General features: G+C 63.9%; 21 protein-coding genes. 7 read left to right on the forward strand and 14 right to left on the reverse strand.

Annotated elements, in window-relative coordinates; all coding sequences use genetic code 11:
- Window position 1: 1 nt before the first annotated feature.
- Both GC119_RS05945 and GC119_RS05950 read left to right on the forward strand, forming a co-directional pair.
- Window positions 2-1,222, forward strand: a complete 1,221-nt coding sequence (locus tag GC119_RS05945) for an alpha-hydroxy acid oxidase (protein WP_151952715.1) — start codon at window positions 2-4, stop codon at window positions 1,220-1,222.
- Window positions 1,222-1,968 (forward strand): sulfite exporter TauE/SafE family protein, encoded by a 747-nt coding sequence (locus tag GC119_RS05950; protein ID WP_151952716.1) that lies wholly within the window; start codon window positions 1,222-1,224, stop codon window positions 1,966-1,968. The genes GC119_RS05945 and GC119_RS05950 overlap by 1 nt, the downstream gene beginning before the upstream one ends.
- 21 nt (window positions 1,969-1,989) lie before the next feature.
- On the opposite strand, the gene GC119_RS05955 is transcribed toward GC119_RS05950, so the two are convergent.
- Window positions 1,990-2,697, reverse strand: coding sequence for an NUDIX domain-containing protein (locus GC119_RS05955; RefSeq protein ID WP_151952717.1), 708 nt, complete (start codon window positions 2,695-2,697; stop codon window positions 1,990-1,992).
- Window positions 2,698-2,808: 111 nt separating this feature from the next.
- Between GC119_RS05955 and GC119_RS05960 the strand changes: the two genes are divergently transcribed.
- Both GC119_RS05960 and GC119_RS05965 read left to right on the forward strand, forming a co-directional pair.
- The gene (locus tag GC119_RS05960; RefSeq protein ID WP_151952718.1) at window positions 2,809-3,267 is read left to right on the forward strand and encodes a MaoC family dehydratase; all 459 of its coding nucleotides are present in this window, start codon (window positions 2,809-2,811) and stop codon (window positions 3,265-3,267) included.
- A gap of 177 nt (window positions 3,268-3,444) precedes the next feature.
- Window positions 3,445-3,981 (forward strand): hypothetical protein, encoded by a 537-nt coding sequence (locus GC119_RS05965; RefSeq protein ID WP_070575246.1) that lies wholly within the window; start codon window positions 3,445-3,447, stop codon window positions 3,979-3,981.
- 172 nt (window positions 3,982-4,153) lie between these two features.
- On the opposite strand, the gene GC119_RS05970 is transcribed toward GC119_RS05965, so the two are convergent.
- The 5 genes from GC119_RS05970 to GC119_RS05990 form a co-directional block, all read right to left on the reverse strand.
- On the reverse strand, window positions 4,154-4,390 hold the full coding sequence (locus tag GC119_RS05970) for a YtxH domain-containing protein (RefSeq protein WP_151952719.1): 237 nt from the start codon (window positions 4,388-4,390) through the stop codon (window positions 4,154-4,156).
- Between the two features lie 66 nt (window positions 4,391-4,456).
- A complete protein-coding gene (locus GC119_RS05975; RefSeq protein ID WP_151952720.1) occupies window positions 4,457-5,554 on the reverse strand; it encodes a YihY/virulence factor BrkB family protein in 1,098 nt (365 codons plus the stop codon).
- A gap of 98 nt (window positions 5,555-5,652) precedes the next feature.
- Window positions 5,653-6,603 (reverse strand): electron transfer flavoprotein subunit alpha/FixB family protein, encoded by a 951-nt coding sequence (locus GC119_RS05980; protein WP_070575238.1) that lies wholly within the window; start codon window positions 6,601-6,603, stop codon window positions 5,653-5,655.
- Between the two features lie 33 nt (window positions 6,604-6,636).
- Window positions 6,637-7,428, reverse strand: a complete 792-nt coding sequence (locus GC119_RS05985) for an electron transfer flavoprotein subunit beta/FixA family protein (RefSeq protein WP_193215633.1) — start codon at window positions 7,426-7,428, stop codon at window positions 6,637-6,639.
- Between the two features lie 168 nt (window positions 7,429-7,596).
- Window positions 7,597-8,841, reverse strand: a complete 1,245-nt coding sequence (locus tag GC119_RS05990; protein ID WP_151952722.1) for an acetyl-CoA C-acetyltransferase — start codon at window positions 8,839-8,841, stop codon at window positions 7,597-7,599.
- Window positions 8,842-9,112: 271 nt separating this feature from the next.
- Between GC119_RS05990 and GC119_RS05995 the strand changes: the two genes are divergently transcribed.
- From GC119_RS05995 to GC119_RS06005, 3 genes are read left to right on the forward strand one after another with little or no spacing between them, the layout of a single operon-like run.
- Window positions 9,113-9,706, forward strand: coding sequence for a TRAP transporter small permease (locus GC119_RS05995; protein ID WP_151952723.1), 594 nt, complete (start codon window positions 9,113-9,115; stop codon window positions 9,704-9,706).
- Entirely contained in the window at window positions 9,703-11,229 is a 1,527-nt protein-coding gene (locus tag GC119_RS06000) for a TRAP transporter large permease (protein ID WP_151952724.1), read from the forward strand. Before GC119_RS05995 ends, GC119_RS06000 begins: the two co-directional genes overlap by 4 nt.
- A complete protein-coding gene (locus GC119_RS06005; protein ID WP_226829310.1) occupies window positions 11,226-12,530 on the forward strand; it encodes a C4-dicarboxylate ABC transporter substrate-binding protein in 1,305 nt (434 codons plus the stop codon). The genes GC119_RS06000 and GC119_RS06005 overlap by 4 nt, the downstream gene beginning before the upstream one ends.
- A 64-nt stretch (window positions 12,531-12,594) precedes the next feature.
- Here the strand turns inward: GC119_RS06005 and GC119_RS06010 are convergent, their stop codons facing one another.
- The 8 genes from GC119_RS06010 to GC119_RS06045 all read right to left on the reverse strand — a co-directional run bounded on the left by GC119_RS06010 (window position 12,595) and on the right by GC119_RS06045 (window position 21,181).
- A complete protein-coding gene (locus GC119_RS06010; RefSeq protein ID WP_151952725.1) occupies window positions 12,595-14,241 on the reverse strand; it encodes an ABC transporter ATP-binding protein in 1,647 nt (548 codons plus the stop codon).
- Complete coding sequence (locus GC119_RS06015) at window positions 14,241-15,176, reverse strand: ABC transporter permease (protein ID WP_226829312.1); 936 nt, start codon at window positions 15,174-15,176, stop codon at window positions 14,241-14,243. Before GC119_RS06015 ends, GC119_RS06010 begins: the two co-directional genes overlap by 1 nt.
- A gap of 2 nt (window positions 15,177-15,178) precedes the next feature.
- Entirely contained in the window at window positions 15,179-16,123 is a 945-nt protein-coding gene (locus GC119_RS06020; RefSeq protein WP_151952726.1) for an ABC transporter permease, read from the reverse strand.
- Between the two features lie 9 nt (window positions 16,124-16,132).
- Window positions 16,133-17,746 (reverse strand): ABC transporter substrate-binding protein, encoded by a 1,614-nt coding sequence (locus GC119_RS06025; protein ID WP_151952727.1) that lies wholly within the window; start codon window positions 17,744-17,746, stop codon window positions 16,133-16,135.
- A gap of 205 nt (window positions 17,747-17,951) precedes the next feature.
- Window positions 17,952-18,395, reverse strand: a complete 444-nt coding sequence (locus GC119_RS06030; RefSeq protein ID WP_151952728.1) for a thioesterase family protein — start codon at window positions 18,393-18,395, stop codon at window positions 17,952-17,954.
- The gene (locus GC119_RS06035; RefSeq protein ID WP_151952729.1) at window positions 18,392-19,441 is read right to left on the reverse strand and encodes a 3-hydroxyacyl-CoA dehydrogenase NAD-binding domain-containing protein; all 1,050 of its coding nucleotides are present in this window, start codon (window positions 19,439-19,441) and stop codon (window positions 18,392-18,394) included. The genes GC119_RS06030 and GC119_RS06035 overlap by 4 nt, the downstream gene beginning before the upstream one ends.
- A 15-nt stretch (window positions 19,442-19,456) precedes the next feature.
- On the reverse strand, window positions 19,457-20,344 hold the full coding sequence (locus tag GC119_RS06040) for a 3-keto-5-aminohexanoate cleavage protein (protein ID WP_151952730.1): 888 nt from the start codon (window positions 20,342-20,344) through the stop codon (window positions 19,457-19,459).
- A 249-nt stretch (window positions 20,345-20,593) separates the two neighbouring features.
- Entirely contained in the window at window positions 20,594-21,181 is a 588-nt protein-coding gene (locus GC119_RS06045; RefSeq protein WP_193215634.1) for a GNAT family N-acetyltransferase, read from the reverse strand.
- Window positions 21,182-21,230 lie beyond the last annotated feature (49 nt).

A 21,230-nucleotide genomic window follows, 5' to 3' on the forward strand; every position in this document is an offset into this window, starting at 1 on the left:
TATGGCTGTTATAAGACGCATTCCCCGGTGGTCCGACCTTGCTCCGCTCCTGCAGTTCGACGTTGAACTCAATCGACGCCGTGCCCGCCTGTCCCGTGTGGGCGACATCTACGATCTGCGCAAGATCGCCAAGCGCCGCACGCCCACAGCAGCCTTTGACTACGTCGACGGAGCCGCGCAGGCCGAACTGACCTACGACGGCAACCGCCGGGCCTTCGACGACATCGAACTGACCCCCGCGATCCTCGCAGGCTCAGCCGATGTCGACCTCAGCGCGGAAGTCGCCGGACGCACCTTCGGCCTGCCCGTCGGAATTGCGCCTACGGGCTTCACCCGGATGATGCACACCGAGGGCGAAATCGCCGGTGTGCGTGCCGCGGAGCGCTTCGGCGTTCCCTTTTCGCTCTCAACCATGGGCACGCGCTCAATCGAAGACGTCGCCGCGGCCTCACCGGCAGCAGCCAAGTGGTTCCAGCTGTACCTGTTCGCCGACCGTTCAGTGTCCCAGGATCTGCTCAAGCGCGCTGCCGCCAATGGCTTCGACACGCTGCTCGTCACCGTCGACACAACCGTGGCCGGGCAGCGTCTGCGCGATGTGCGCAACGGCATGACCGTCCCGCCGAAGCTCACTGCCGGCACCGTTCTCGATGCTTCCTACCGGCCGGAGTGGTGGTTCAACTTCCTCACGTCCGACCCGCTGTCCTTTGCCACCCTGTCGGGCAAGACCAGCGACCTGCCCAGCCTCATCAACTCCATGTTCGACCCCACGCTGTCGATGGACGATCTGCGCTGGATCCGCGATCAGTGGCCGGGCAAACTGTTCGTCAAAGGCGTCCTGACGCAAGACGACGCCCGCCGGTCACTCGATGCCGGAGCCGACGGGCTCGTCGTGTCCAATCACGGCGGCAGACAGCTGGACAAGGCCCCCATCAGCCTGGACGCGCTGCCACGGGTGCGCGAAGCCGCCGGCGACGACGTCGACATCATCCTCGATTCAGGAATTATGCGCGGTTCGGACATTGTGACCGCCCTGGCGCTCGGGGCAGACTTCACGCTTATCGGCAGGGCCTACCTGTACGGCCTCATGGCCGCGGGCGAAGCCGGAGTCAACAAGGTCCTCGACCTGCTGCGCCAGGAGACCATCGTGTCGATGCAGCTCATGGGCGCACAGTCGCTGCGCGACCTCAACCCGGACATGGTCGCCAGGATCTCGCGCAGCTGATGACAGTGGCAGCGATCGTCATCGGCCTCATCGCCGTCTTCTGCGGAGCCGTTCTGCAGCGGATCTCCGGAATCGGCGTAGGCCTGGTCGCCGCCCCCGTCTTCACCCTGCTGGTAGGCCCCCAGCTGGGCGTGTTCGTCACCAACACCGCGACGATCATCTCCGGGCTGCTGATCGGACTGGCAGTTCTCAGCGAAGTCGACTGGAAGCGCTTCGGCTTCCTGGTTGGCTTCGCCGTGCTCGGATCGTGGCCTGCCGCGCTGCTGGTCCGCGACGCCGACCCTGCGATCCTCACGATCTTCATCGGCAGCATTGTGCTCATTGCGCTCATGACCACTTTCAGCGCACCCCGCCTGCCGCAGGTGTCATCAAGCGCGCTGACCGCAGCAACCGGGATCACGGCCAGCTTCCTCAACACGGCAGCCGGGGTTTCTGCCCCCGCCATGGTCATCTACGCCCGCGTGTCCCGCTGGCCCCAGCGCAGCTTCGCCGCAACCATGCAGCCGACCTTCATGATGCTTGCCATCATGTCCGTGGTCACCAAGCTCATTGCCGGAGTCGGCGCTGTCGGGAACCTTCCCCCGTGGTGGTTCTTTGCCGTGCTCATCGCCGCCGTCATCGGGGGCGTTGCCGTCGGCAGCGCGGCAGCCCAGCGGGTTTCCGCAGCCGGGGCGCGGCGCATGGCCGTGGTGCTCGTAAGCCTCGGAGCGCTCGCCGCCGTGGTGCGCGGCATCATTCTGCTGTAGACGACAGCCCAGCGACACCCCTTAGAGCCCAAACTTCCTATGGTGTGCGTCATCGGGTGCGCTGCTGTCCGGACGGTCCGGCACTATGCGCCGCCCAGCGCTGATCTCGGAAGGGTCACCGAGTTCGTGAACTGAGCGCAGCAGCGTATACGTGGGCCGCCACAGGCGAATGTCCCCGGCATAGAACTGCTCCAGCAGATCCCCGGTGGAAGACCACCGGCCGACAGAAGCCTCCGTCGTCGTGTTCTGCAGCTGAAGATCAGATGCGTCGAGTGCGTAGAAAAACGTGTCAAAACGGCGCGGATAGCCCGGGGGAGTGGTCCACACATCCCACGGCACACACGCCTCCGGTGCGGCTGACGCCCCCGTCTCCTCTTCCAGTTCCCGCAGTGCGGCGGCCAGCAGAACCGCCGCCGGAAATGCTGCGTCCTGGCCGGGCTGATGCCCGGCGGAACCGGGCTCAAAGCTCAAATCCACCGCACTGCCCCACAGGCGAGCATGCTCCTGCGCAACCGGGCAGCGGGAGTCGGAGGCGCCTCGTGCGAAGTCGACCGGATCAACCCGGCCGCCCGGATAGGCGACGACCCCGGCAGCGAAGTCCATGCTCTTGCGGCGGTGCTGAACAAACACCTCAATTCCGCCTGCGGGACTGCCGCGCAGTGCGAGCACGCTGACGGCAGGCCGAATGGGTGCCGGCGGCCCGGGGCTTGTCAGAGATGTGTTCGCCATGCTGACCTCCTTGTCGACGCCATCATAATTCGCCGGTGCGCCCGGCACGGTCGGTCCTAGTATGGAAACGTGCGGCACACAGGGGTGCCGCGCAGAGACAAAGGAGGAGCGATGCTCGAAATCCACGGCCTGAAAGGCCTTCAAGACAACGTCGGCAGAGTTCTCGGGTCAAGCGGCTGGATCACAGTCGATCAGCAGCGCATCAACGCCTTCGCCGATGCGACCGGCGACCACCAGTGGATCCACGTCGACGTTGACCGCGCGGCGGCGGGACCCTTCGGAGCGCCCATCGCCCACGGCTTCCTGACGCTGTCGCTCATTCCGCTGCTGTCCTCGGAAGCCGTCAGCGTCACCGGCATGAAGGCGAAGATCAACTACGGGTGCAACAAAGTGCGCTTCCCCAGTCCGGTCCGCGTGGGCTCCCGGCTGCGCGACACCGTCGAACTGACCGAAGTGAACGTCAAAAGCTCCGGCATTCAGGTGGTCATGACCCACACAATCGAAATCGAAGGCGAGGAGCGCCCCGCCTGCATCGCAGAGGCCGTTACCATCATGATCCCGGAGGGCTGAGACGCGGGCCGGACCCAAGCCCACGGCAGACTGGGCCCGTGGGTGGAGCGTCGGACTGGGCGGGCGCTTTGGCTGGTAGGGGCCCTGGTACTGAAATCGTAGGACCCTGGGTGCGAACTGCTTGAAAAGGGTGTTCTGGGTCTCTCCATTGCTCCTGGGCGAGGCTATCGTCCCAATATGAAACTTTTCATTGGCAGCGGCCCAATTCCCACCCGGTCCGGCAGCCACCCGCTCTTCTCTGAGGCAGCGCCCGACGACTTCTTCGACCCGTCGGTGCGCGGGGGCCCATTCGCAAACGGACCCGGACTGGAAGCTCTGCAGAAACTTGAAGAGTGGTATGACGCCGGAGGGTCTGATGGGCAGATCTTCGATGTTCTCAGTGAACTCCCCACGGTCGGCGTGATCGATCCAGACGTATGGCAGCGCGATCCCACCCTGCTCAAAGAGCAGATCGAAGTGGGTCTGGTGGACCGCAATGCCTTCCAGGCCGAAGCGCAGGCACGCACCGCCGTGGGTGTTGGGCAGTTCAAGATCCGCGGTGGAATGACCGCAGAAGCCCTCAGCCTGGCGAAGTCAGGAGTCGGAGGCCAGCTTGTGGTCGCCATGGTCGACGCAGCTGACCCCGGAACGGGACAGAGCCTCGATCCGGCGATGATCGCCACCCTAGGAGCTGTCAACCGCGTCGTGCAGGCCGCTCGACGCATCGAGCTCTGAAAAACACCGTACGGGAGAAAAGCCGCACGGCAACGCCAGACGGCGTTCGGGAGTGCGGCCGTGCCCACTGATTCTTGTCAGCGGCACTGAGCCCTTCGGCTGTCCGTCCCAGCACAGAAAAGCGGGCGGGAGGCGGCCAGTGACCGCGCTCCGCACCCGCTGAGAGAGAAGATCAGCTCTTGCGGACCTTCTCGACGCCTTCGCGCACCGATTCCTGAATCTTCTCGGCTACTTCCGGGCCCTGTTCGCGGACCGTTTCAGTGACCTGCTGAACGCCGGCCTGGACATCGGGGCTGTTCCACACCTTTTCGGCTTCGGACTTCAGCTTGTCGTAGGTCTGGCGGCCGCTGCGGGAACCGAGAACGAATCCAGCAGCCAGTCCAGCCAGAAGTACGTAGCGCTTCTTCATTTTTCACTCCTGTTGTAGTGGGCGACCTCTTTCAGTCTAAGGCAGAAATCGACCCTCGCCCGGGTGCTAATCGCGACTTCGCCCAGAGCCGAATCGCAGCCGCAGCTTCTTGAGTCGACGCAGGGTGGGGTCGGCGAGGAACGACGCGTATTCGACCTTTCCGACAGTGCGGCCCTCCGAGCGGCGAAGCTGCGCTCCCAGATACGACAGCATGAATTCACGCCGCTCCACACCTATGATCCGGCCGGTGGCCTTCGGCGGCAGGAGGATGTCGGCTTCGGCCGGAATGCCAGACTGCAAACGCCGCGCCCGCAGCATTTCACAGTCGAACTGGATGCCGAAGACCAGCGCCAGGTTCGTCAGCCACAGCCAGGTGAGCAGCACAAAGGGAATCGACAAAGCGCCGTAGGCGGACGCCAAGCCGACCGTGATGACAAAGAAGTACACGGCGGCGGTCAGCAGCAGCCACGCGGCAAGAGCCACACCCGCGCCGACTGTGAGCGGATTGCGCTGTGGTCGTTTGACGTTAGACGTCCAAGCACCCAGCACCGCAATCGTGAAGAACATGAACAGAACAATCAGCGGGAACCGTGCGACTTTCCAGGCGAAGAGTGCCGAATCGGGAACATTGAAGAACTCCAGCCAGTCCGTCCTGCCCGTCAGCAGACCGAAGATCGCAATGATCAGCGGAATCAGAAGCAGGGTCACGAGAAATGACTGAAACCGCAGCGCCCACCAGGCGCGCCCCTCGCTGACTTCGAAAACATCGTTGACCATAAGGCCAAAAGTGCGCACATAGCGGCCGGCAGACCACAAAGACAGGATAATGCCGCCTATGAACACGGGAAGGTTCGCAGAAGACCGCGCCATCGACATGAGAGGTTCGTACATGCTCTGCAGGCGCGACCAGCCCGTCGCCTGCTGAAACACCTGGAGAATCGCCTCGACCGTTGCCGGACCCTGGCCGAACACCGTCAACATGGAAATCCCGGCGCCGAGGGCCGGGATGACAGACAGAAGAAAGTAATAGCTGAGCGTGGCAGCCGAATCCATACGCCGATCGTCGCCGAAGCGCTGAATTGTCCGCGCCCAGGCATAAGCCCACGAGGTGCGGGTCAGCTTCGCCTTTGTGCGGCGGGGAAACAGATCAGTACGGTCAGGCACACGCCCCACTCTACCCGCGCGTCACACAAGCGGGCAGAAACGGCGACGGGCGCCTCGTCAGAGAAGACGAGGCGCCCGTCGGCAGAGCGGCAGTCACATCACTTGCGTGCGTTGACTGCTTCCGTGGCCTGCGGCAGAACGGTGAAGAGGTCACCGACAACGCCGTAGTCAGACAGTTCGAAGATGGGAGCTTCGTCGTCCTTGTTGATCGCGACGATGTTCTTCGAGGTCTGCATGCCCGCACGGTGCTGAATAGCACCGGAAATGCCGGCTGCAACGTACAGCTGCGGGGAGACGACCTTGCCGGTCTGACCGACCTGCGAGGAGTGCGGGTACCAGCCGGCGTCAACAGCAGCGCGCGAAGCACCCACGGCAGCACCGATGGCGTCGGCGAACTGTTCAACCGGGCCGAAGTCGCCGCCGGTGCCGCGACCACCCGAAACAACGGCAGCAGCTTCGGTCAGGCTGGGGCGACCCGAGGAGGCCTTTTCTTCCACAGCGGTGATCTTGGCAGTCTTGGCTGCGTCTGATGCGGTGAAGTCAACAGCTTCGACAGCACCGGCGCCGGATGCTTCGGCAGCTTCGATCGAGTTGGGCTTGAGCAGGATGTGCGGAACACCCTTGATGACCTTCGACTTGACGGTGTAGGCGCCGGCGAACACCGACTGGGTGCCCTGGCCTTCGCCGTCGAGGTCCGAAACGTTGGTCATGACACCCGAACCGGTCTTCGCGGCCGAGCGGGCCAGGACTTCCGTGTTGTCAGCCGAAGCCGAAGCGAGAACGGCAGCCGGCTGACGCGATTCGACCAGCGAGGCGACGAGCTCGCCCTGCGGGGCAACGAGGAACTCGGTCAGCGAAGCGTCAGATGCGACGAGGACTTTGGCGGCGCCGTACTTGGCGAGGTCAGCGGCAGCGGTCTGGGCGTCAGCGTCCGAGCCGACGAAAACGGCGACGGGTTCGCCCAGCTGGGCGGCAGCCGTGAGGAGTTCGAACGTGGACTTCTGAACGGTTCCGCCCACGTGGTCAACGAGTACGAGTACTTCAGACATAAATCTTCCTTAGAGATTCGATATGGGCAGGGATCAGACGAGCTTCTTCGAAGCGAGCCACTCGACGAGCTGGTTTCCGCCTTCGCCTTCGTCGGTGACGACTTCGCCGGCCTGGCGCGGCGGAGCGGCGGCGACTTCAACAACCTCGGTGTACGAACCGGCTGCGCCGACTTCGCCTTCGTCGAGGCCGAGTTCGGAGAGGTCGTACTCTTCCAGGGGCTTCTTCTTAGCGGCCATGATGCCCTTGAAGGACGGGTAGCGCGGGTCGTTTGTCTGGTCGGTGACCGAAACGAGAGCCGGCAGCTGCACTTCGACGGTGCGCGACGAGGTGTCGCCGTCACGGCGGGTCTTGAGCGTCTGGCCGTCGAGTTCAGCTGCCGAAACAACTGTTGCGGCGGGCAGGCCGAGCAGTTCGGCAACCTGGGTCGGGACAACCGAGGTGTTGCCGTCGGTCGATGCGAAGCCGGTGAGGATCAGGTCGACCGGGCCCTCTTCTTCTTCGACCTTCTTCACTGCGGCGGCGAGGACCTTCGCGGTGGCCAGTGCGTCCGAGCCTGCAATGGCGTCGTCGACAATGTGAACACCGGAGTCGGCACCCATCTGCAGGGCCTTGCGGACGGCGTCGACGGCGTCGTCCGGGCCGACGGTCAGGGCGATGACTTCGGCGTCGTCCGCGTCTTCGGCAAGTGTCAGAGCGAGTTCGACGGGGTATTCGTCGATCTCCGACAGCAGGCCGTCGCTTTCGCGGTCGACGGTGTTGTCATCGAGGAATTCGGGATCGCCGGCGGCGTCCGGAACGTACTTCACAAAAGTAACAATCCGCATGGGGTTGTCATCCTTCCTGAGGATTCGCGGTTTCCCGCGATCTTCGGTTGTTCGAAGGTGCTGTTTCTTGATCGTATCAACCAAAAAACAAGGTTTTTCTTACCGTTTTGTCTAAATGAGCTGTGACGGGATCCTGTGGTGTGTTCCACATGTTTCCCGGGTGCTCCCTCAGATCCGCTCAAACACAGCGGCCAAGCCCTGTCCGCCGCCGATGCACATGGTTTCGAGCCCGAATCGAGCGTCGCGACGGTGCATTTCGTGCGCCAGGGTTGCTAGAATGCGCGCTCCTGTCGCACCGACCGGGTGGCCGAGCGAAATTCCGGAACCGTTGACGTTCATGCGTGCGAAGTCGCTGGATTCGGGTGTTTCGCCGTCTGCGGGGAACTCTCCGAAGCCCCATTCGCGGGTGACCGCGAGCGCCTGGGCGGCGAAGGCCTCGTTGAGCTCTATGAGGTCCATATCGGCAAGTCTGAGGTCGGCCCGGCGCAGTGCCGCTGCTGTTGCTGGGACGGGGCCGATTCCCATCCGGGTGGGGTCAACACCGGCCTGTGCCCAGGACACCAGGCGCAGCATCGGCGTCAGGCCGAGCTCGTCTGCCTTTTCCCGGGTTGTCACGATGCAGGCGGCGGCGCCATCGTTCTGGCCGGAGGCGTTGCCGGCTGTTACGGTCGCGCCGGTGTCCTGCCCGGCCATGATCGGCCGGAGTTTCCCGAGCTTTTCCGCCGAGGTGCCGGGTCGGATGTGTTCGTCTTGTGTCACCTGGTGTTCTGGGCTCTTGCGGCCTGCGGGGATGGTGATCGGCACAATCTCGTCGGCAAAGCGCCAGCCTTCGACGGCGGCTGCTGCCCGGCGGTGGGATTCGACGGCCAGGGCGTCTTGTTCTGCCCGGCTGATGTCGTAGTCAGCGCGGAGGTTCTCGGCGGTTTCGATCATGCCGCCGGGGACGGGATGGTTTTTGCCGCCGGCCGTGGTTCGACCGCGCGAGAGCCCGTCTTTGAAGCTGATGCCGGGTGTCTTCACCCCGAAGCGTATGTCTTCGGCGTAGAAGGGTGCGCGGCTCATGGATTCGGCGCCGCCTGCGATGACCACCGCGGATGCGCCGGTGGCGATTTCACCGGCGGCCAGGAGCACCGAGTACAGGCCGGACCCGCAGCGGCGGTCAACCTGTGAACCCCCGGCAGTCAGGGGCAGCCCCGCGTTGAGGGCTGCCACGCGGCCCAGTGCAGGGGCTTCCATTGTGGGGTAGCAGTGGCCGAGGATGACACTGTCAACGGCTTCGCCGGGCAGCCCGGAAGCGCTCATCAGTCCGGTGATGACCTCGGATGCGAGGTCTTCGACGGGGATGTCCTTGAACTGTCCGCCGAAGGCCCCGACCGCAGAGCGGACGGGTGAGCAGATCACGATGTCGGTCAATGAGTCCCCTTGGAAGGTGTGCTGTGTTGCTCCCCACAATAGAGGGCCGGGCAGCGCGGCGCGACACCGGGTTGAACGATCGTTTGAAACTGCGTGGAGCTGTCAGCTGCGCACCCGGTCTGATCTGCGGATTCTGAGTTCATGTGACTTTTCGTCGCAGATAAAAACCTTGTCGAAGATGTTCCGCCCGGCCTGTTTGTCTGAAAGGATGTTCCCAGTTTCCGTCGGCCGCAATGAAAGTTTCCGTCGGCCGCAATGAAGGGGTCTGCGCATGGAACAGCTGTCGAAGCTGCTGGGCAGAGTGCTGAGCGTCATCACGGCACTCGTCATCGTCACCATGATGCTGCACGTGGTCATCAACGCACTTCTGCGTTTCTTCTTCTCCACTCCCATCTACGGCACAAATGAGATAGCCGGGTTCTGGTATCTGCCGGCTATCGCGCTTCTGGGCATACCCGTAGCCCAGCTGCAGCGCGAACACATTGTGGTGGCGCTCCTGCTGGACCGTATGAGTCCGCGAGCCGCAGGCTGGTGCATGCTGCTTGCGAATTCGGCCACCGCGGCGGTGTGCGCCGGGTTTGCGTGGTTCGGCCTGCAGCGCGCGCTTGAGCAGATGGAGCTCGGCGCGACCGCCGGGGTGACGACGATCATCACGTGGCCGGTGTTCTTCCTCCTGCCTGCCGTATTCGGGCTGATGACCCTCATCTGTGTTCTCGAAGCGCTCAGCTGCTTCCGCAGTGTCCTGTCGGACGATCCCGAGCAGATCTACGTGTCGGAAGCCGACAGGGAAATCGCAGAGGCTGAGCACGCCGAAAACACCGAGCACACCGAAGACGCAGCGAGCAGCAGGGAGGTCCGGCCATGACCATGACAACACCCCTGCCGGAAAAGGCCGGCCGTCCGCGGATCAGCGCGGGGCCCGGCACCTCGTTCCTTCCGCGCAATACGCGCTTCCAGCCGCGCAGCATGGGGGTCATGCTCGTCGGCACAGCCCTGCTGGTGGGCACGATTGTCGCCTTCTTCCTGTCGCCGACCGCACCGATTGCCGGCGCGTGGTGCATCGCGATGATGCTCGTGCTCATGTTCCTGGGTGTCCCCGTGGCAGCAGCACTGGCCATCCCGTCGATCATCGGCGTCTACGGACTGTCCGGGATTCCCGCGACGGTCAACATCCTCGCCACGACCCCCTACACGGCCACCGCAAAGTGGACGTACTCCGTCCTGCCGCTGTTCATCTTCATGGGCATGCTCCTATCCCAGTCGGGGCTGACACAGAAGATCTACCGGGCCACCGACCGGTGGTTCTCGTGGCTGCCCGGCGGCCTTGCAATCGGCACAACGGCAGCCGGTGCCGGTCTGTCGTCAGTGTCAGGTTCGACAATCGGCATGACCTACGCCCTGGGCCGGGCTGCGATTCCGGAAATGCTGCGCGCAGGCTACGACAAGCGGGTGGCACTCGGTTCGGTCATTGTCGCCGGTCTTCCCGGCAACCTCATCCCGCCGTCCATCCTTCTGGTGGTCTATGCAGGCATCGCCTCGGTGCCGGTCGGCCCGCAGCTGGTGGCAGGTGCTGTGCCGGGCCTGCTGGTCGCAGTGTTCGTCGCAACGTTCATTCTGGTGCTCGGCATTGTGTCGCCGAAGCTGGTCGGTCGCGGCGGCGGCCCGGCTTCTTCTGCCACGTGGGCGCAGCGGCTGAGCTCACTGGGGGAGGTGTGGGGTTTCCCCGTCATCCTCGTGGTGCTGTTCGGCGGGATGTTCTCCGGGGCATTCACCCCGACGGAGGCCGGTGCCGCAGCGGCTCTGACCGCACTCATCCTCACCCTCATCGAACAGCGCGGCAACAGGCCCTTCGCCTGTGTTGCCCGGGCCGCGCTTGCCACGGTGAGCGCTTCTGCCGCGATCTTCTTCATCATGATCGGGGCCGAAATGCTCACCCGCCTGCTGGCCATTACCGGCCTGGCTGAAATTCTCACCGGCTTCGTCACCGGCCTGGGGCTCTCACGCGTGGGCTTCCTCGTGCTGCTCATCGCGGTCTACCTGGTGATGGGCATGTTCTTCGACACCCTGGCGATGATGCTGCTGACAGTGCCGATCCTGCTGCCGGCGGTCGAGGCGATGGGCGTGAGCGCGCTGTGGTTCGGGGTTTTCGTGGTGCTGCTCGGTGAGATCGGCATGATCACACCGCCGGTGGGAATCCTCTCCTACATCGTCCACACGATCGCCAAGAAGCCGGATGTCAACCTGGGCACCGACATAACCCTGGGCGATGTTTTCCGCTCGCTCGTGTGGTTCCTGCCGATCCCGCTGCTCTTCTTGATCTTTATGATCGCGTTTCCGCAGGTCGCCGAATGGCTGCCCGCTCTGCTCGAAACCGCAGGAGGACGATGATGACACGCTCCCGCACGATGAGGACGCTCGCCGCGGTCTGCACCGCTGGAGCGGTGCTCCTGACCGGGTGCGCCGGTTCGGTTGCCGGCGGCGCACTGTCAGGGGAGGGCTCGGGCACCGGGTACGCCTATGGGGCCTCCAGGGACGAGGTGCTCGAAGCCATTGCAGACCTCCCGCCGGTCACGCTGACCTACCAGCCATCGGAAGCTTCGCCGAAGAACAAAGAGATCGCCTCGGCCCCGCGGTGGGTAAAAGAGGTAAGCGAACGCTCCGGCGGCAAGATCACCATCAAGATCATCTACGGACAGGCAATCGCAGGCTACGGCGAAGTGTTCGATGCCCTCTCCGACGGTCGCCTGGACCTGGCCTACACGCTGCCGGCCTATCTGCCGCAGGAATTCCCAGCAGCCAGCGCGGTCGGAGACCTGCTGTCCGAAGCCGACCCATCGCCGTTTGTCGGCGAGATGGTCGCCAACGCAGCCTCAACCGAGATCGGATGGGCTTCGGACAAGGTCCTGGAGCAGTACGAAAAGAAAGGCGTATACCCGCTCAACCCGGTTTCCGCCTCGGGAAGCTATTCAAGCCAGTGCAACACGGACGGCTTCGGGATCGACGACTACGGCGGACGGCAGATCCGCGTGGGTGCGCGCTCGCAGGTCGGCTACGTCCAAGCGCTCGGCGGCACCCCCGTGTCACTCGACTACACGGAAACCTATGAAGCCCTGCAGCGCAAGACAATCGACTGCACGCTGGGACAGATGGTGCCGTCTGTGGAAGCCGGACTGTTCGATGTGGCGCGCTACACGGGATACCTGACCGACACCTCGGCACCCCGGGCAGTTGGTGCCGTCATCGCCGGGCAGCGGTTCGCCACTCTGCCGCTGGCGTATAAGCAGATCATCTTCGACAGCTACGGCGGATCGTTCCAAGGCCAGATGGGCCGCTCCATCGGCGGCAATCACGAAGCCGTCAAGAAGATCCGCGCCCTGGGCGGAACAATCGAACCGCTGGAAAAGCCCCTGCAGGACAAGCTCAGGGGATTCAACCGGGAACTCGCCGGAAACGTCGAAGAGTCCGGTGCGCTTGAGAAGGGAACCGAGAAGCGCTTTGCCGAAGTGCTGGAAAAGTGGCAGAAGAAAGCCGACGAGCTCGGCTACACCGACGGCGGAGACTTCGACACGATGGATCAGTGGTACGACCCCGACACGGACTATGTGCCCTTCGGCGAAGCCGTGTACGAAGAGGTCATCCTGCCGCACCGGCCCGGCGGCACAAGCGGAAAAGAAGACGCGAAGTCCTGATCGAACGGCAAGGGGCGGTGTGCCGAGTGCACGCCGCCCCTTGCCGTTGTTTCGGTCGCTGCCCTCAGAGAGTGGGGACGTCCTCCAGGAGGGCCTTTGTGTAGGCGTGCGAAGGTGAGCGGAACACCTCGTCGACAGGACCGAAGTCGACGATCTCACCCTTGTTGAGCACAGCAATGTCATCGGCGATGTGACGGGCGAGCGTGATGTTGTGGGTCACGAACAGCATCGCCAGGCCCCGTTCGACCTTCAGTCTGCGCAGCAGGCCGATGATCGAAGCCTGCACCGACACATCGAGGGCGCTTGTCACTTCGTCGCACACCAGCACGTTCGGCGCGTTGACGAGGGCGCGGGCAATTGCCGCGCGCTGGCGCTCGCCGCCGGAGAGATCACCGGGACGGCGATCGTAGAACGACCGGCCCAAGCGCACTGCATCAAGGGCTTCTTCCACGTAGCCGCGGCGCTGCGCCGGTGAGAGGTCGCGGTTCATCTCCAGCGGAACCGTCAGAGACTCGCCGATTGTGCGCCGCGGATTGAGAGACGAGTACGGAGACTGGAACACGTACTGCAGACCCTGAAGCTGTTTGACCGAGCGTTTGCGCGTGCTGTTCGGCAGGACCTCACCGTCCAGGCTCACCGAGCCCGTGTAGTGGTCGATAAGACCCGCAATTGAACGCGACAGCGTGGTTTTGCCGGAGCCCGATTCGCCCAGGAGCATGGTGCAGCGGCCCGGTTCGAGTCGCATGTCGATGCCGCGCAGCACGGTGTTCGAACCGTATGCGAGCTTCAGATCCCGGACTTCGAGCACCGGGGCGGGCGTGGACGGGGTCTCCGCGGTGGTGGGGATGCCGCCGCTGGCGGTGCTCGCCTCGGTTCCGCCGATGGTCTTCCGCCCCGCCAGGTCCGGCACCGAAGCCAGCAGCCGCTGAGTGTACGGATGCTGGGGGTCGCGCAGCACCTGTTCGACGGGTCCCTCTTCGACGATGTCGCCGCGCAGCATGACGGCCACGCGGTCTGTCACGTCGGCGACGACGGCGAGGTCGTGGGTGATGTAGATTCCGGCAACCCCGTGCCGCTTGGTCATCTGCTGGATGGTGTCGAGCACGTGCGCCTGCGTGGACACATCCAGCCCGGTGGTCGGTTCGTCGAGGATGAGGACATCGGGGAACATGGCGAACGCCATTGCAATGCCGATGCGCTGCTGCTGACCGCCGGACAGCTGGTGCGGCCAGCGCTTCTGGTAATCCCTGTCCGATGGCAGCCCAACGTCTTCGAGGACTTCGGCTACACGGTCTGCGCGGTCTTTCTCAGAATCGCCGTAGCCGTGGATGTCGAGGACTTCCCGGATCTGTTCGCCCACGCGGATGGCGGGATTGAGTGAGAGCGCGGGGTCCTGCGGAATGTAGGCGATCCGCTCGCCGCGCAGAAACCGGGTTTCGTCATCAGTGAGCTCTTCCACGACGATCTTCTCCCGGCCTTCGCGCGGTGTGTTGGGGTAGATCGTCGAAGTTCCGCCGGTCTGCACAAGCCCGGCGCGGAAGTGGCCCATAGCGGCAAGGCCTGCTGTGGTCTTGCCCGAGCCGGACTCTCCCACGAGCCCGAGCATTTCACCTCGGCGGACCGTCAGATCGATGCCGTGGAGGATTTCGGTGCCGCCGACGGCTTCGACGCGCAGTCCGCGCATTTCGAGGACATTGGGGTGTGTCGTCATCACTGCTCCACATTCGTCGAGGCGGTGGCACGCGCAATTGCGTCCGCCAGCAGGTTGGTGCCGATCGTCAGAACCGCAATGGCGATCACCGACAGCAGAACGCCCCACGGCTGGACTGTCAGGGCGATTCGGTTTTCGTTGATCATCAGGCCCCAGTCGGCCTGCGGGGGCTGCATGCCCAGCCCCAAGAAGGACAGCGAGGCGATCGCGCCGATCGAATACGTCAGACGCAGGCCAGCTTCGACAGCCATGGGGCCGGTGATGTTCGGCAGGATTTCGCGGGCGATGATCTTCCAGCGCGGAACCGCGTACATTTCGGCTGCCCGGATGTAGTCCTCGCTGATGACGCTCAGGGTCGCCGAGCGGGCAACGCGGGCAATGCGGGGAGCGTGGGTCAGACCGATGATGAGCACGAGCACCCATCCGCGCGGTCCGGCAATTGTGATGGCAAGCAGCGCGAACACCAGCTGCGGAACGGCGAGGAACACATCGTTGATGCGCATGATGAGCGAATCCACAGTGCCGCCGGTGTAGGCGGCGAGCATCCCGAAGACCGCGCCGACGGCCAGGCCGAGTGCGGTGGCCAGCACCGAATAGATGAGCAGCAGCAGACCGCCGGCCAAGAAGCGCGAGCCCACGGAGCGTCCGAGATTGTCGGTGCCGAACAGGCCGTGGTCAGAGAAGGGCTGGCCGATGAACTCATAGGGTGTGACACCCGTGATGGGCGCTGCCAACAGGGGGCCCAAGAGTGCCAGGGCGATGACGGCGGCGCTGATGATCACGCCGATCTTGCCCTCTCGCTGGGCCCAGATGCGCTTGAGGACGTGCGGGGGACGGCTGTGGGACTCTTTGATGTCGCCGTCGGCGTTCGATTCGCCCAGTGCCGCGTGTTCGAGCGCGCCGTCGGTCGGTGTGAGGTTCTGCGGAGCTGACATGTTCACTTCCTCAGCTTCGGGTTGGTGACGATGCCGACGATGTCAGCCAACAGGTTGACCACGATGTACACAATTGCCACGAGCAGCGTGATGGCCTGGACCACTTGGACGTCGCGGTAGGTGACCGCATCGATGAGAGCCTGTCCGATGCCCGGGTAGCGGAAGAGGAACTCCACGACTACGACACCGCCGGCCAGCCAGGCCAGCTGGATGGCGATGACCTGGGCAACCGGCCCAATGGCGTGTGGAACGGCGTGGCGCAGGATGACAGTGCGTTCGGGCACACCTTTGAGCCTTGCCATTTCGACGTAGCCGGAGTCGAGAACTTCCGCCATTGTCGCCCGCATCATGCGCGCAATATAGGGCGCGACGACGAGCGCCAGGGTCAGTGTGGGCAGGATGAGCTGCAGCGGCAGGTGCCACACCGGGGTGCCGGGCGGGGACATTGTGACTGCGGGCAGGATCGGGAAGACAGTTGTTGCGAAGATCGTGATGAGGCCGACGCCGACGACGAACTCCGGCATGGCCGCAAGTACAAGTGTGACCCACGTGATGGCCGAATCGCGGCGCTGGCCACGGTGGATGGCCGACACAATGCCGAGGAACAGGCCGACCGGCACGGAGACGACGGCGGCGAGCACCATGAGGATGATCGAATTGCCAATCCGCGGGGCCAGCAGCTGTGAGACTGGTCCTCCCGTGGCGGCCGAGGTTCCGAAGTCGCCGGTGAACAGGCCGCCCAGCCACAGGAAGTACCGGACGATGGCCGGTTTGTCGAGGTCCATCTGCTCGCGCAGCGCTGCAAGCCTTTCCGGTGTCGCCTGCTGGCCGAGGATGGCCCGCGCGGGGTCGCCGGGCAGCAGGAGGGTGGCTGCGAAGATGATGATGGAAATCGCCAACAGTACGAAAACGCTGATGAGCAGTCGTTTGAAAATGAGCTTTGCCATGGTTTCCGCCTACGCTTTCGCAATCCAGACATCGCGGAACCGGAAGCTCGACAGGGGGATGCCGGTTGCGCTTTCGGTGAGTCCGCCGACGTACTTCTGGTAGGCGTCGACCTGATTGGCGAAGCCCCAGATGATGTATCCGCCTTCTTCGTACTGCTGCTTCTGACCTTCCTGCACGATCTTCCTGCGCTTCTCCGGGTCGGTTTCAGCCTGGATTCTCTTGATGATGTCGTCTGTCTTATCGCTGGCCCAGTTCGTTTCGTTGAATGGGGAATTGTCCATGAGGCACTGGTCGGCCTGCGGGGCGAAATTGCGGGTGTACCAGAACGACTGAGCGAAATCCCATTTGAGGTAGTTGTCGCCGAAGAACGTGGTGGTGTCTACGCGGCGAATCTTGACGGTGATGCCGGCGTCGCGGGCCTGCTGAGCGAAGACCTGGGCGGCTTCGACGGTCCCGGACTGGATGGGGGCGGTGACGAGCTCAACCGTGAGCCCGTCGGGATAGCCGGCCTCAGCCAACAGCTGCTTGGCCTTTTCGACATCGCGGCGGCGCTGCGGAAACTGTTTGGGGTAGTCGGGGTCGTAGACGCCGAACATGTCGTTGCCCACCTGGCCGAAGCCGGAGAGCACCTGGTTGATCATCTGCTCGCGGTCAACTACCAGGCGGAAAGCCTGGCGGACGCGCTCATCGTCAAAGGGCTTCTTGTCCACGCGCATGGTGAAAGGCAGCCACATGCCCGTTTTGGAATTGAGGAGCCTCATCCGCTCATCGGCTTCGATCACCTTGGCCAGTGACACGGGGATCTGCGCGACGCAGTCAACCTGATTCGACAGCAGCGCGTTGATGACGGCATCGGTGTCGTTGAAGTTCAGCAGCTCGATCTCATCCAGGTGCGGTGTGCCGTCCCAGTAGTGCGGATTTCGCTCCAGCACGGTTGAAAGCGCCGGTTCAAAGGACTTGAGCATGAACGGGCCGGTCCCCACGGGGTTCTCCGGGTCGTAGTCCTTCGGCACGATTGTGGTGGTGTAGCCCGACATGGGGTCGTCGAAGATGCTGTTGGGCTCTTTGAAGTGGAACTCGACCTCGTAGGGACCCTTGGCCTTCATGAAGTCCAGGGTTGCCAACACAGCGGCGCTCGTCTTGGGGTCGTCGGGGTTGCGAATGCGCTCGTAGGAGGCGATGACGTCTTCAGATGTCATTTCCCGCCCGTCGGAGAACTTCACGCCTTCGCGCAGCTTGGCGGTCCACACCGTGGCATCGTCATTCGGTTCGACCGAGGTTGCCAGCCGGTACTCGACTTCGTAATCAGGCCCGCGCGAGAGCAGGCCCTCATACATGTTGTGCATGCGGCAGATGTCGGTGGTGTTGACGGCCACGTGCGCATCCACGGTGTCGGCTGATGTCCCGCCGGTCAGTCCCACCCGCAGTCTGCCGCCCTTGACGGGCTTCGACAGGTCGAATTCCGGTGTAGCGCTCACTCCGCAGGCGCTCAGCAGGCCAGCTGAGCTCAGGGCGGCGCCGGTGCCCAAGAGCTGCCGGCGGCTGAACGTGCGGTCGGTGTGCGACCGCGAAGCACCTTCCCGCGAGCGAGCAGCCGGAGATGTGCCGTTGTCGTGCGCCATTATCCGCCTGCTTTCGAAAAGTTCGGGTTACCTTGGTGCGAATCACGGTAACACGATCGTGGTGCAACGGCGACGCGAATGTTGAAAAGCATGCGCGAGAAAAACGCCCCCATCAGCTGTTTGAGCTGATGGGGGCGCTGCTGGCGGCAACTGTCGGCCAAAGGCCGAATCTGAAGATCAGGCCAAAATTAGGCCCGTGGGTTCATCACATGGAGATCGAACGTCCCGACCATGCGGGTGCTTCTTCGATCAGCGGCTGCAGGCGCTCAAGCACTTCGGCGGGGAAGTCGACGGCACGGCCGGCCTTCTGATCCACGTGCAGGCACATGACCTCCTCCGTGAATAGAAGGTCCTCCCCGTGGAGCATTTCGTAGGCGATGTGCAGCTTCTTGCCGGCGGCGCCGACGATCCGCGGGCGGACCTCGACCTGTGCTCCCAGGCCGATCTCCTGCAGGTATTGCAGGTGAGTCTCAACCGTGTAGAGCGAACATCCTGTGGTCTTCCGGTAGTCCTCGTTAAGACCGATGTCGATCATGAGCTGGTCCGTGGCGAAACCGCAGATGAGCACGTAGTAGGCCTCGGACAGGTGCCCGTTGTAGTCGATCCACTCCTGCTTGATCTCCGTGCGGTACGGGGCGATCGCCGTCATTCGTCCTCCTGGGTGTCGTTGGGTGAGCCCAACAGGGCCTGCGCGGCACCCGCGGCAGCCGCGGCGGCACCTCGTTCGCGTCCTCCCGGATAGGTGGCGCGGATGTCCTGAATTGCCTGGCGCACGGCGATGATCGAGGCGTCACGGGCCTGCACGAGTTCATTGAACGTGCGGGCGTCGATTTCCTCGTTCGAGCCTTCGACCACCATGTCGCGCAGACGGTCTGTAAGCTCCGGTGCTGTCAATCGGGTCCACGGGCTCAGCAGCGACGGGCCGAAGTGGTCGAGCATGTGGGCCATACCGCCTTCCCCGCCTGCCAAGTGGAAGGTCAGCATCGGCCCCTGCAGCGGCCAGCGCAGGCCCGGTCCGTCGGTGATCGACAGGTCGATCTGCTCGACGGTGGCTTCGCCTTCGTTGACCATGTGCAGAGCTTCGCGCCACAGGGCCTCCTGCAGGCGGTTGGCAATGAAGCCGGGAACCTCGCGGTCCATTTTGATGACGGACTTGCCGATCGCGTCGAACCACTCGGCAGCCCAGTCGACAGCCTCCGGCGCGGTCTCCTCGCCGCCGACCACCTCGACCAGCGGAATGAGGTACGGCGGGTTGAAGGGGTGGCCCACAACCAGACGGGATTTGTCCTGTGCCTTCTGTGCCATGTCCGTCATCGAATAGCCCGATGTGGACGAGCTGATCACGGCATCTGCATCCGCCAGGCGGGCAATATCGGCCAGCAGGTCCTGCTTCATGTCGAGGACTTCCGGTGCGGACTCCTGGACGAAGCCGGAACCGGCAAGCGCTTCGGCCAGGTCCGTGTGGACAGACCAGTTAGTCTTGTTCGCACCCGGCTGCAGGCCGAGGGCTTCAAGTGCCGGCCAGGCGTTGTCGATCAGCCGCTCAAGCTTTTCCGGGGCGTCCGGGGAAGGGTCCCACACTTTGACGCTCAGTCCGCGGGACAGGAAGTACGCAGCCCAGCCGCCGCCGATCGTTCCGGCGCCGACGCACGTTACCTGGGTGATGTCGTCAATTCGGCGCAGTGCGATTGTCATCTGAGAACCAGCCCCTCAGTGCTTTTCGAGGCCGAGAATTTCGCGGGCCTCGTTCGGGCTTGCCACGGAAGCCCTGAGCGATTCGATGATCGTCACAGCCCGGTCGGTGAGCTCGGCATTGGTGGCCTTGACTCCGCGGGACAGGTAGAGGTTGTCTTCGAGTCCTACGCGGACGTGGCCGCCGGCCAGAACCGACTGGGCGACCCACGGCAGCTGGTTGCGGCCGATGGCGAAGCTGGTGAACACCGAGTTCTTCGGCAGCAGGTCCACCTGCGCGTCAAGCAGTTTGCGCGATACCGGAGCTCCGTAGGGGATGCCCATGCACAGCTGGTACATGGCGGGGTCATCCAGCAGGCCCTCTTCGTACATGACATTGGCAAACCACAGGTTGCCGGTGTCGAAGATCTCCAGTTCAGGCTTCACTCCGAGTTCGCGGATGCGGGCAGCGCCTTCGCGCATCATGTCCGGGGTGGAGATGTAGATCTGGCTGCCTTCGCCGAAGTTCAGGGTGCCGCAGTCGAGCGTTGCGATCTCCGGACGGAGCTCTTCGACGTGTGTGAGCCGGGTGGCCTGGTTGACCAGGTCGGTGCCGTCAGCGAACTGGGTGGGGTTCTGCGGGTCGAGGACCACGTCCCCGCCCATTCCGGCGGTCATGTTGATGACGGGGTCGACATCGTCGGCTTGGCGCACCAGGCGCAGAACTTCGCGGTAGAACTCGGTTTCGCGCGAACCCTGCTTGGTCTGCGGGTCGCGTACGTGAATGTGGATGACAGATGCGCCGGCCCTGGCGGCTTCGATGCCGGACTGGGCGATTTCTTCGGGGGTGACCGGAACGTGCTCGGATTTGCCGGCGGTGTCGCCGGCTCCGGTCAGGGCGCAGGTGAGGATGACATTGTGATTCATGGGAACTCCCTTGTCTGATCTGGTGATGGTGGTCGGCTGATCAGGCGGAGTGCTGCTGTGCCCGCCTGCTCAGTGAAAGCGCGGCGGGGAACCGTACGGAAAGCCCTTGACGATATCCATGACTTCACCCTCCCAAGCCTGGGGGAGGGTTGCAACCTGTTTCTGAACGCGTGGGCGGCCCAACGCACCTGCCGCTGTGCGGGCGGGGCGTCTGCTGAAAATCACGAGGCGCCGGTTGGGCGGCTCTGCTCAGGCGACTTCGCGGAAGGTCAGGCAGGGTTCGTGGGCGGTCTTCGGCAGGAGGCTGCCCATCATGTCGGTCACCGATTGCGGTGTTTCGGTTCCCGGTTCCCACACCTGGAAGCCCGCGCGGTGGAAGAACGTGGCGCGCTCTTGGGGGATCTGCGCAATGAGCCGACAGCGGGTCGGAAGCCCCGCCTGTTTGAGAATCTGCGGGGCCATGCCCAGCAGAACCGTGCCCAGGCCTTTGCCCCGGAAGTCCGGGTCGGTTGCCAGGCCGCGGATGAAAAGCGCCGTGGCGGTGTGGTTCTGTTCGCCGTCGGAGCTGAAGTCAACTGCTGTGACAACGAGTGCTGCAACGATCTCGCCGTCTTCGTTGAGCGCTACGAGGCCGGCGTCTTGGTCGCCCACGTGGAACGGCACGAGCGTCTTCGAATCGGGGTCCGGTGTTGGCGCAAGACCCGTGATGAGCGCTTCGACGTCGTCGCTGAGTTCGGGTGTGAGCAGCTCGAAGGTGAAGCTGGCCGCCATGAGCGCTTCCGCGTAGCGGCGGTGTCGGGCGGCGACCTTATCTGCCTGCAGTCCGGGGTACAGCATGCCTAGAGCGTACGGCGTGGCCCATGCCCAATCGGGCAGGGCCTGTCCG

Source organism: Brevibacterium sp. Marseille-P9724 (assembly GCF_902500275.1).
Classification (GTDB): domain Bacteria; phylum Actinomycetota; class Actinomycetes; order Actinomycetales; family Brevibacteriaceae; genus Brevibacterium.

Bases quoted from the DNA above. Each gene is read 5' to 3' on its own strand.
- GC119_RS05950 (WP_151952716.1), top strand. From the start codon at position 1,222: ATGACAGTGGCAGCGATCGTCATCGGCCTCATCGCCGTCTTCTGCGGA.
- GC119_RS06020 (WP_151952726.1), bottom strand. From the start codon at position 16,123: ATGGCAAAGCTCATTTTCAAACGACTGCTCATCAGCGTTTTCGTACTG.
- GC119_RS06015 (WP_226829312.1), bottom strand. From the start codon at position 15,176: ATGTCAGCTCCGCAGAACCTCACACCGACCGACGGCGCGCTCGAACAC.
- GC119_RS05970 (WP_151952719.1), bottom strand. From the start codon at position 4,390: ATGAAGAAGCGCTACGTACTTCTGGCTGGACTGGCTGCTGGATTCGTT.
- GC119_RS05995 (WP_151952723.1), top strand. From the start codon at position 9,113: ATGGAACAGCTGTCGAAGCTGCTGGGCAGAGTGCTGAGCGTCATCACG.
- GC119_RS05980 (WP_070575238.1), bottom strand. From the start codon at position 6,603: ATGTCTGAAGTACTCGTACTCGTTGACCACGTGGGCGGAACCGTTCAG.
- GC119_RS06005 (WP_226829310.1), top strand. From the start codon at position 11,226: ATGATGACACGCTCCCGCACGATGAGGACGCTCGCCGCGGTCTGCACC.
- GC119_RS06030 (WP_151952728.1), bottom strand. From the start codon at position 18,395: ATGACGGCGATCGCCCCGTACCGCACGGAGATCAAGCAGGAGTGGATC.
- GC119_RS05965 (WP_070575246.1), top strand. From the start codon at position 3,445: ATGAAACTTTTCATTGGCAGCGGCCCAATTCCCACCCGGTCCGGCAGC.
- GC119_RS06025 (WP_151952727.1), bottom strand. From the start codon at position 17,746: ATGGCGCACGACAACGGCACATCTCCGGCTGCTCGCTCGCGGGAAGGT.
- GC119_RS05955 (WP_151952717.1), bottom strand. From the start codon at position 2,697: ATGGCGAACACATCTCTGACAAGCCCCGGGCCGCCGGCACCCATTCGG.
- GC119_RS05960 (WP_151952718.1), top strand. From the start codon at position 2,809: ATGCTCGAAATCCACGGCCTGAAAGGCCTTCAAGACAACGTCGGCAGA.
- GC119_RS06040 (WP_151952730.1), bottom strand. From the start codon at position 20,344: ATGAATCACAATGTCATCCTCACCTGCGCCCTGACCGGAGCCGGCGAC.
- GC119_RS05945 (WP_151952715.1), top strand. From the start codon at position 2: ATGGCTGTTATAAGACGCATTCCCCGGTGGTCCGACCTTGCTCCGCTC.
- GC119_RS06000 (WP_151952724.1), top strand. From the start codon at position 9,703: ATGACCATGACAACACCCCTGCCGGAAAAGGCCGGCCGTCCGCGGATC.
- GC119_RS06045 (WP_193215634.1), bottom strand. From the start codon at position 21,181: ATGCTGTACCCCGGACTGCAGGCAGATAAGGTCGCCGCCCGACACCGC.
- GC119_RS05985 (WP_193215633.1), bottom strand. From the start codon at position 7,428: ATGCGGATTGTTACTTTTGTGAAGTACGTTCCGGACGCCGCCGGCGAT.
- GC119_RS06010 (WP_151952725.1), bottom strand. From the start codon at position 14,241: ATGACGACACACCCCAATGTCCTCGAAATGCGCGGACTGCGCGTCGAA.
- GC119_RS06035 (WP_151952729.1), bottom strand. From the start codon at position 19,441: ATGACAATCGCACTGCGCCGAATTGACGACATCACCCAGGTAACGTGC.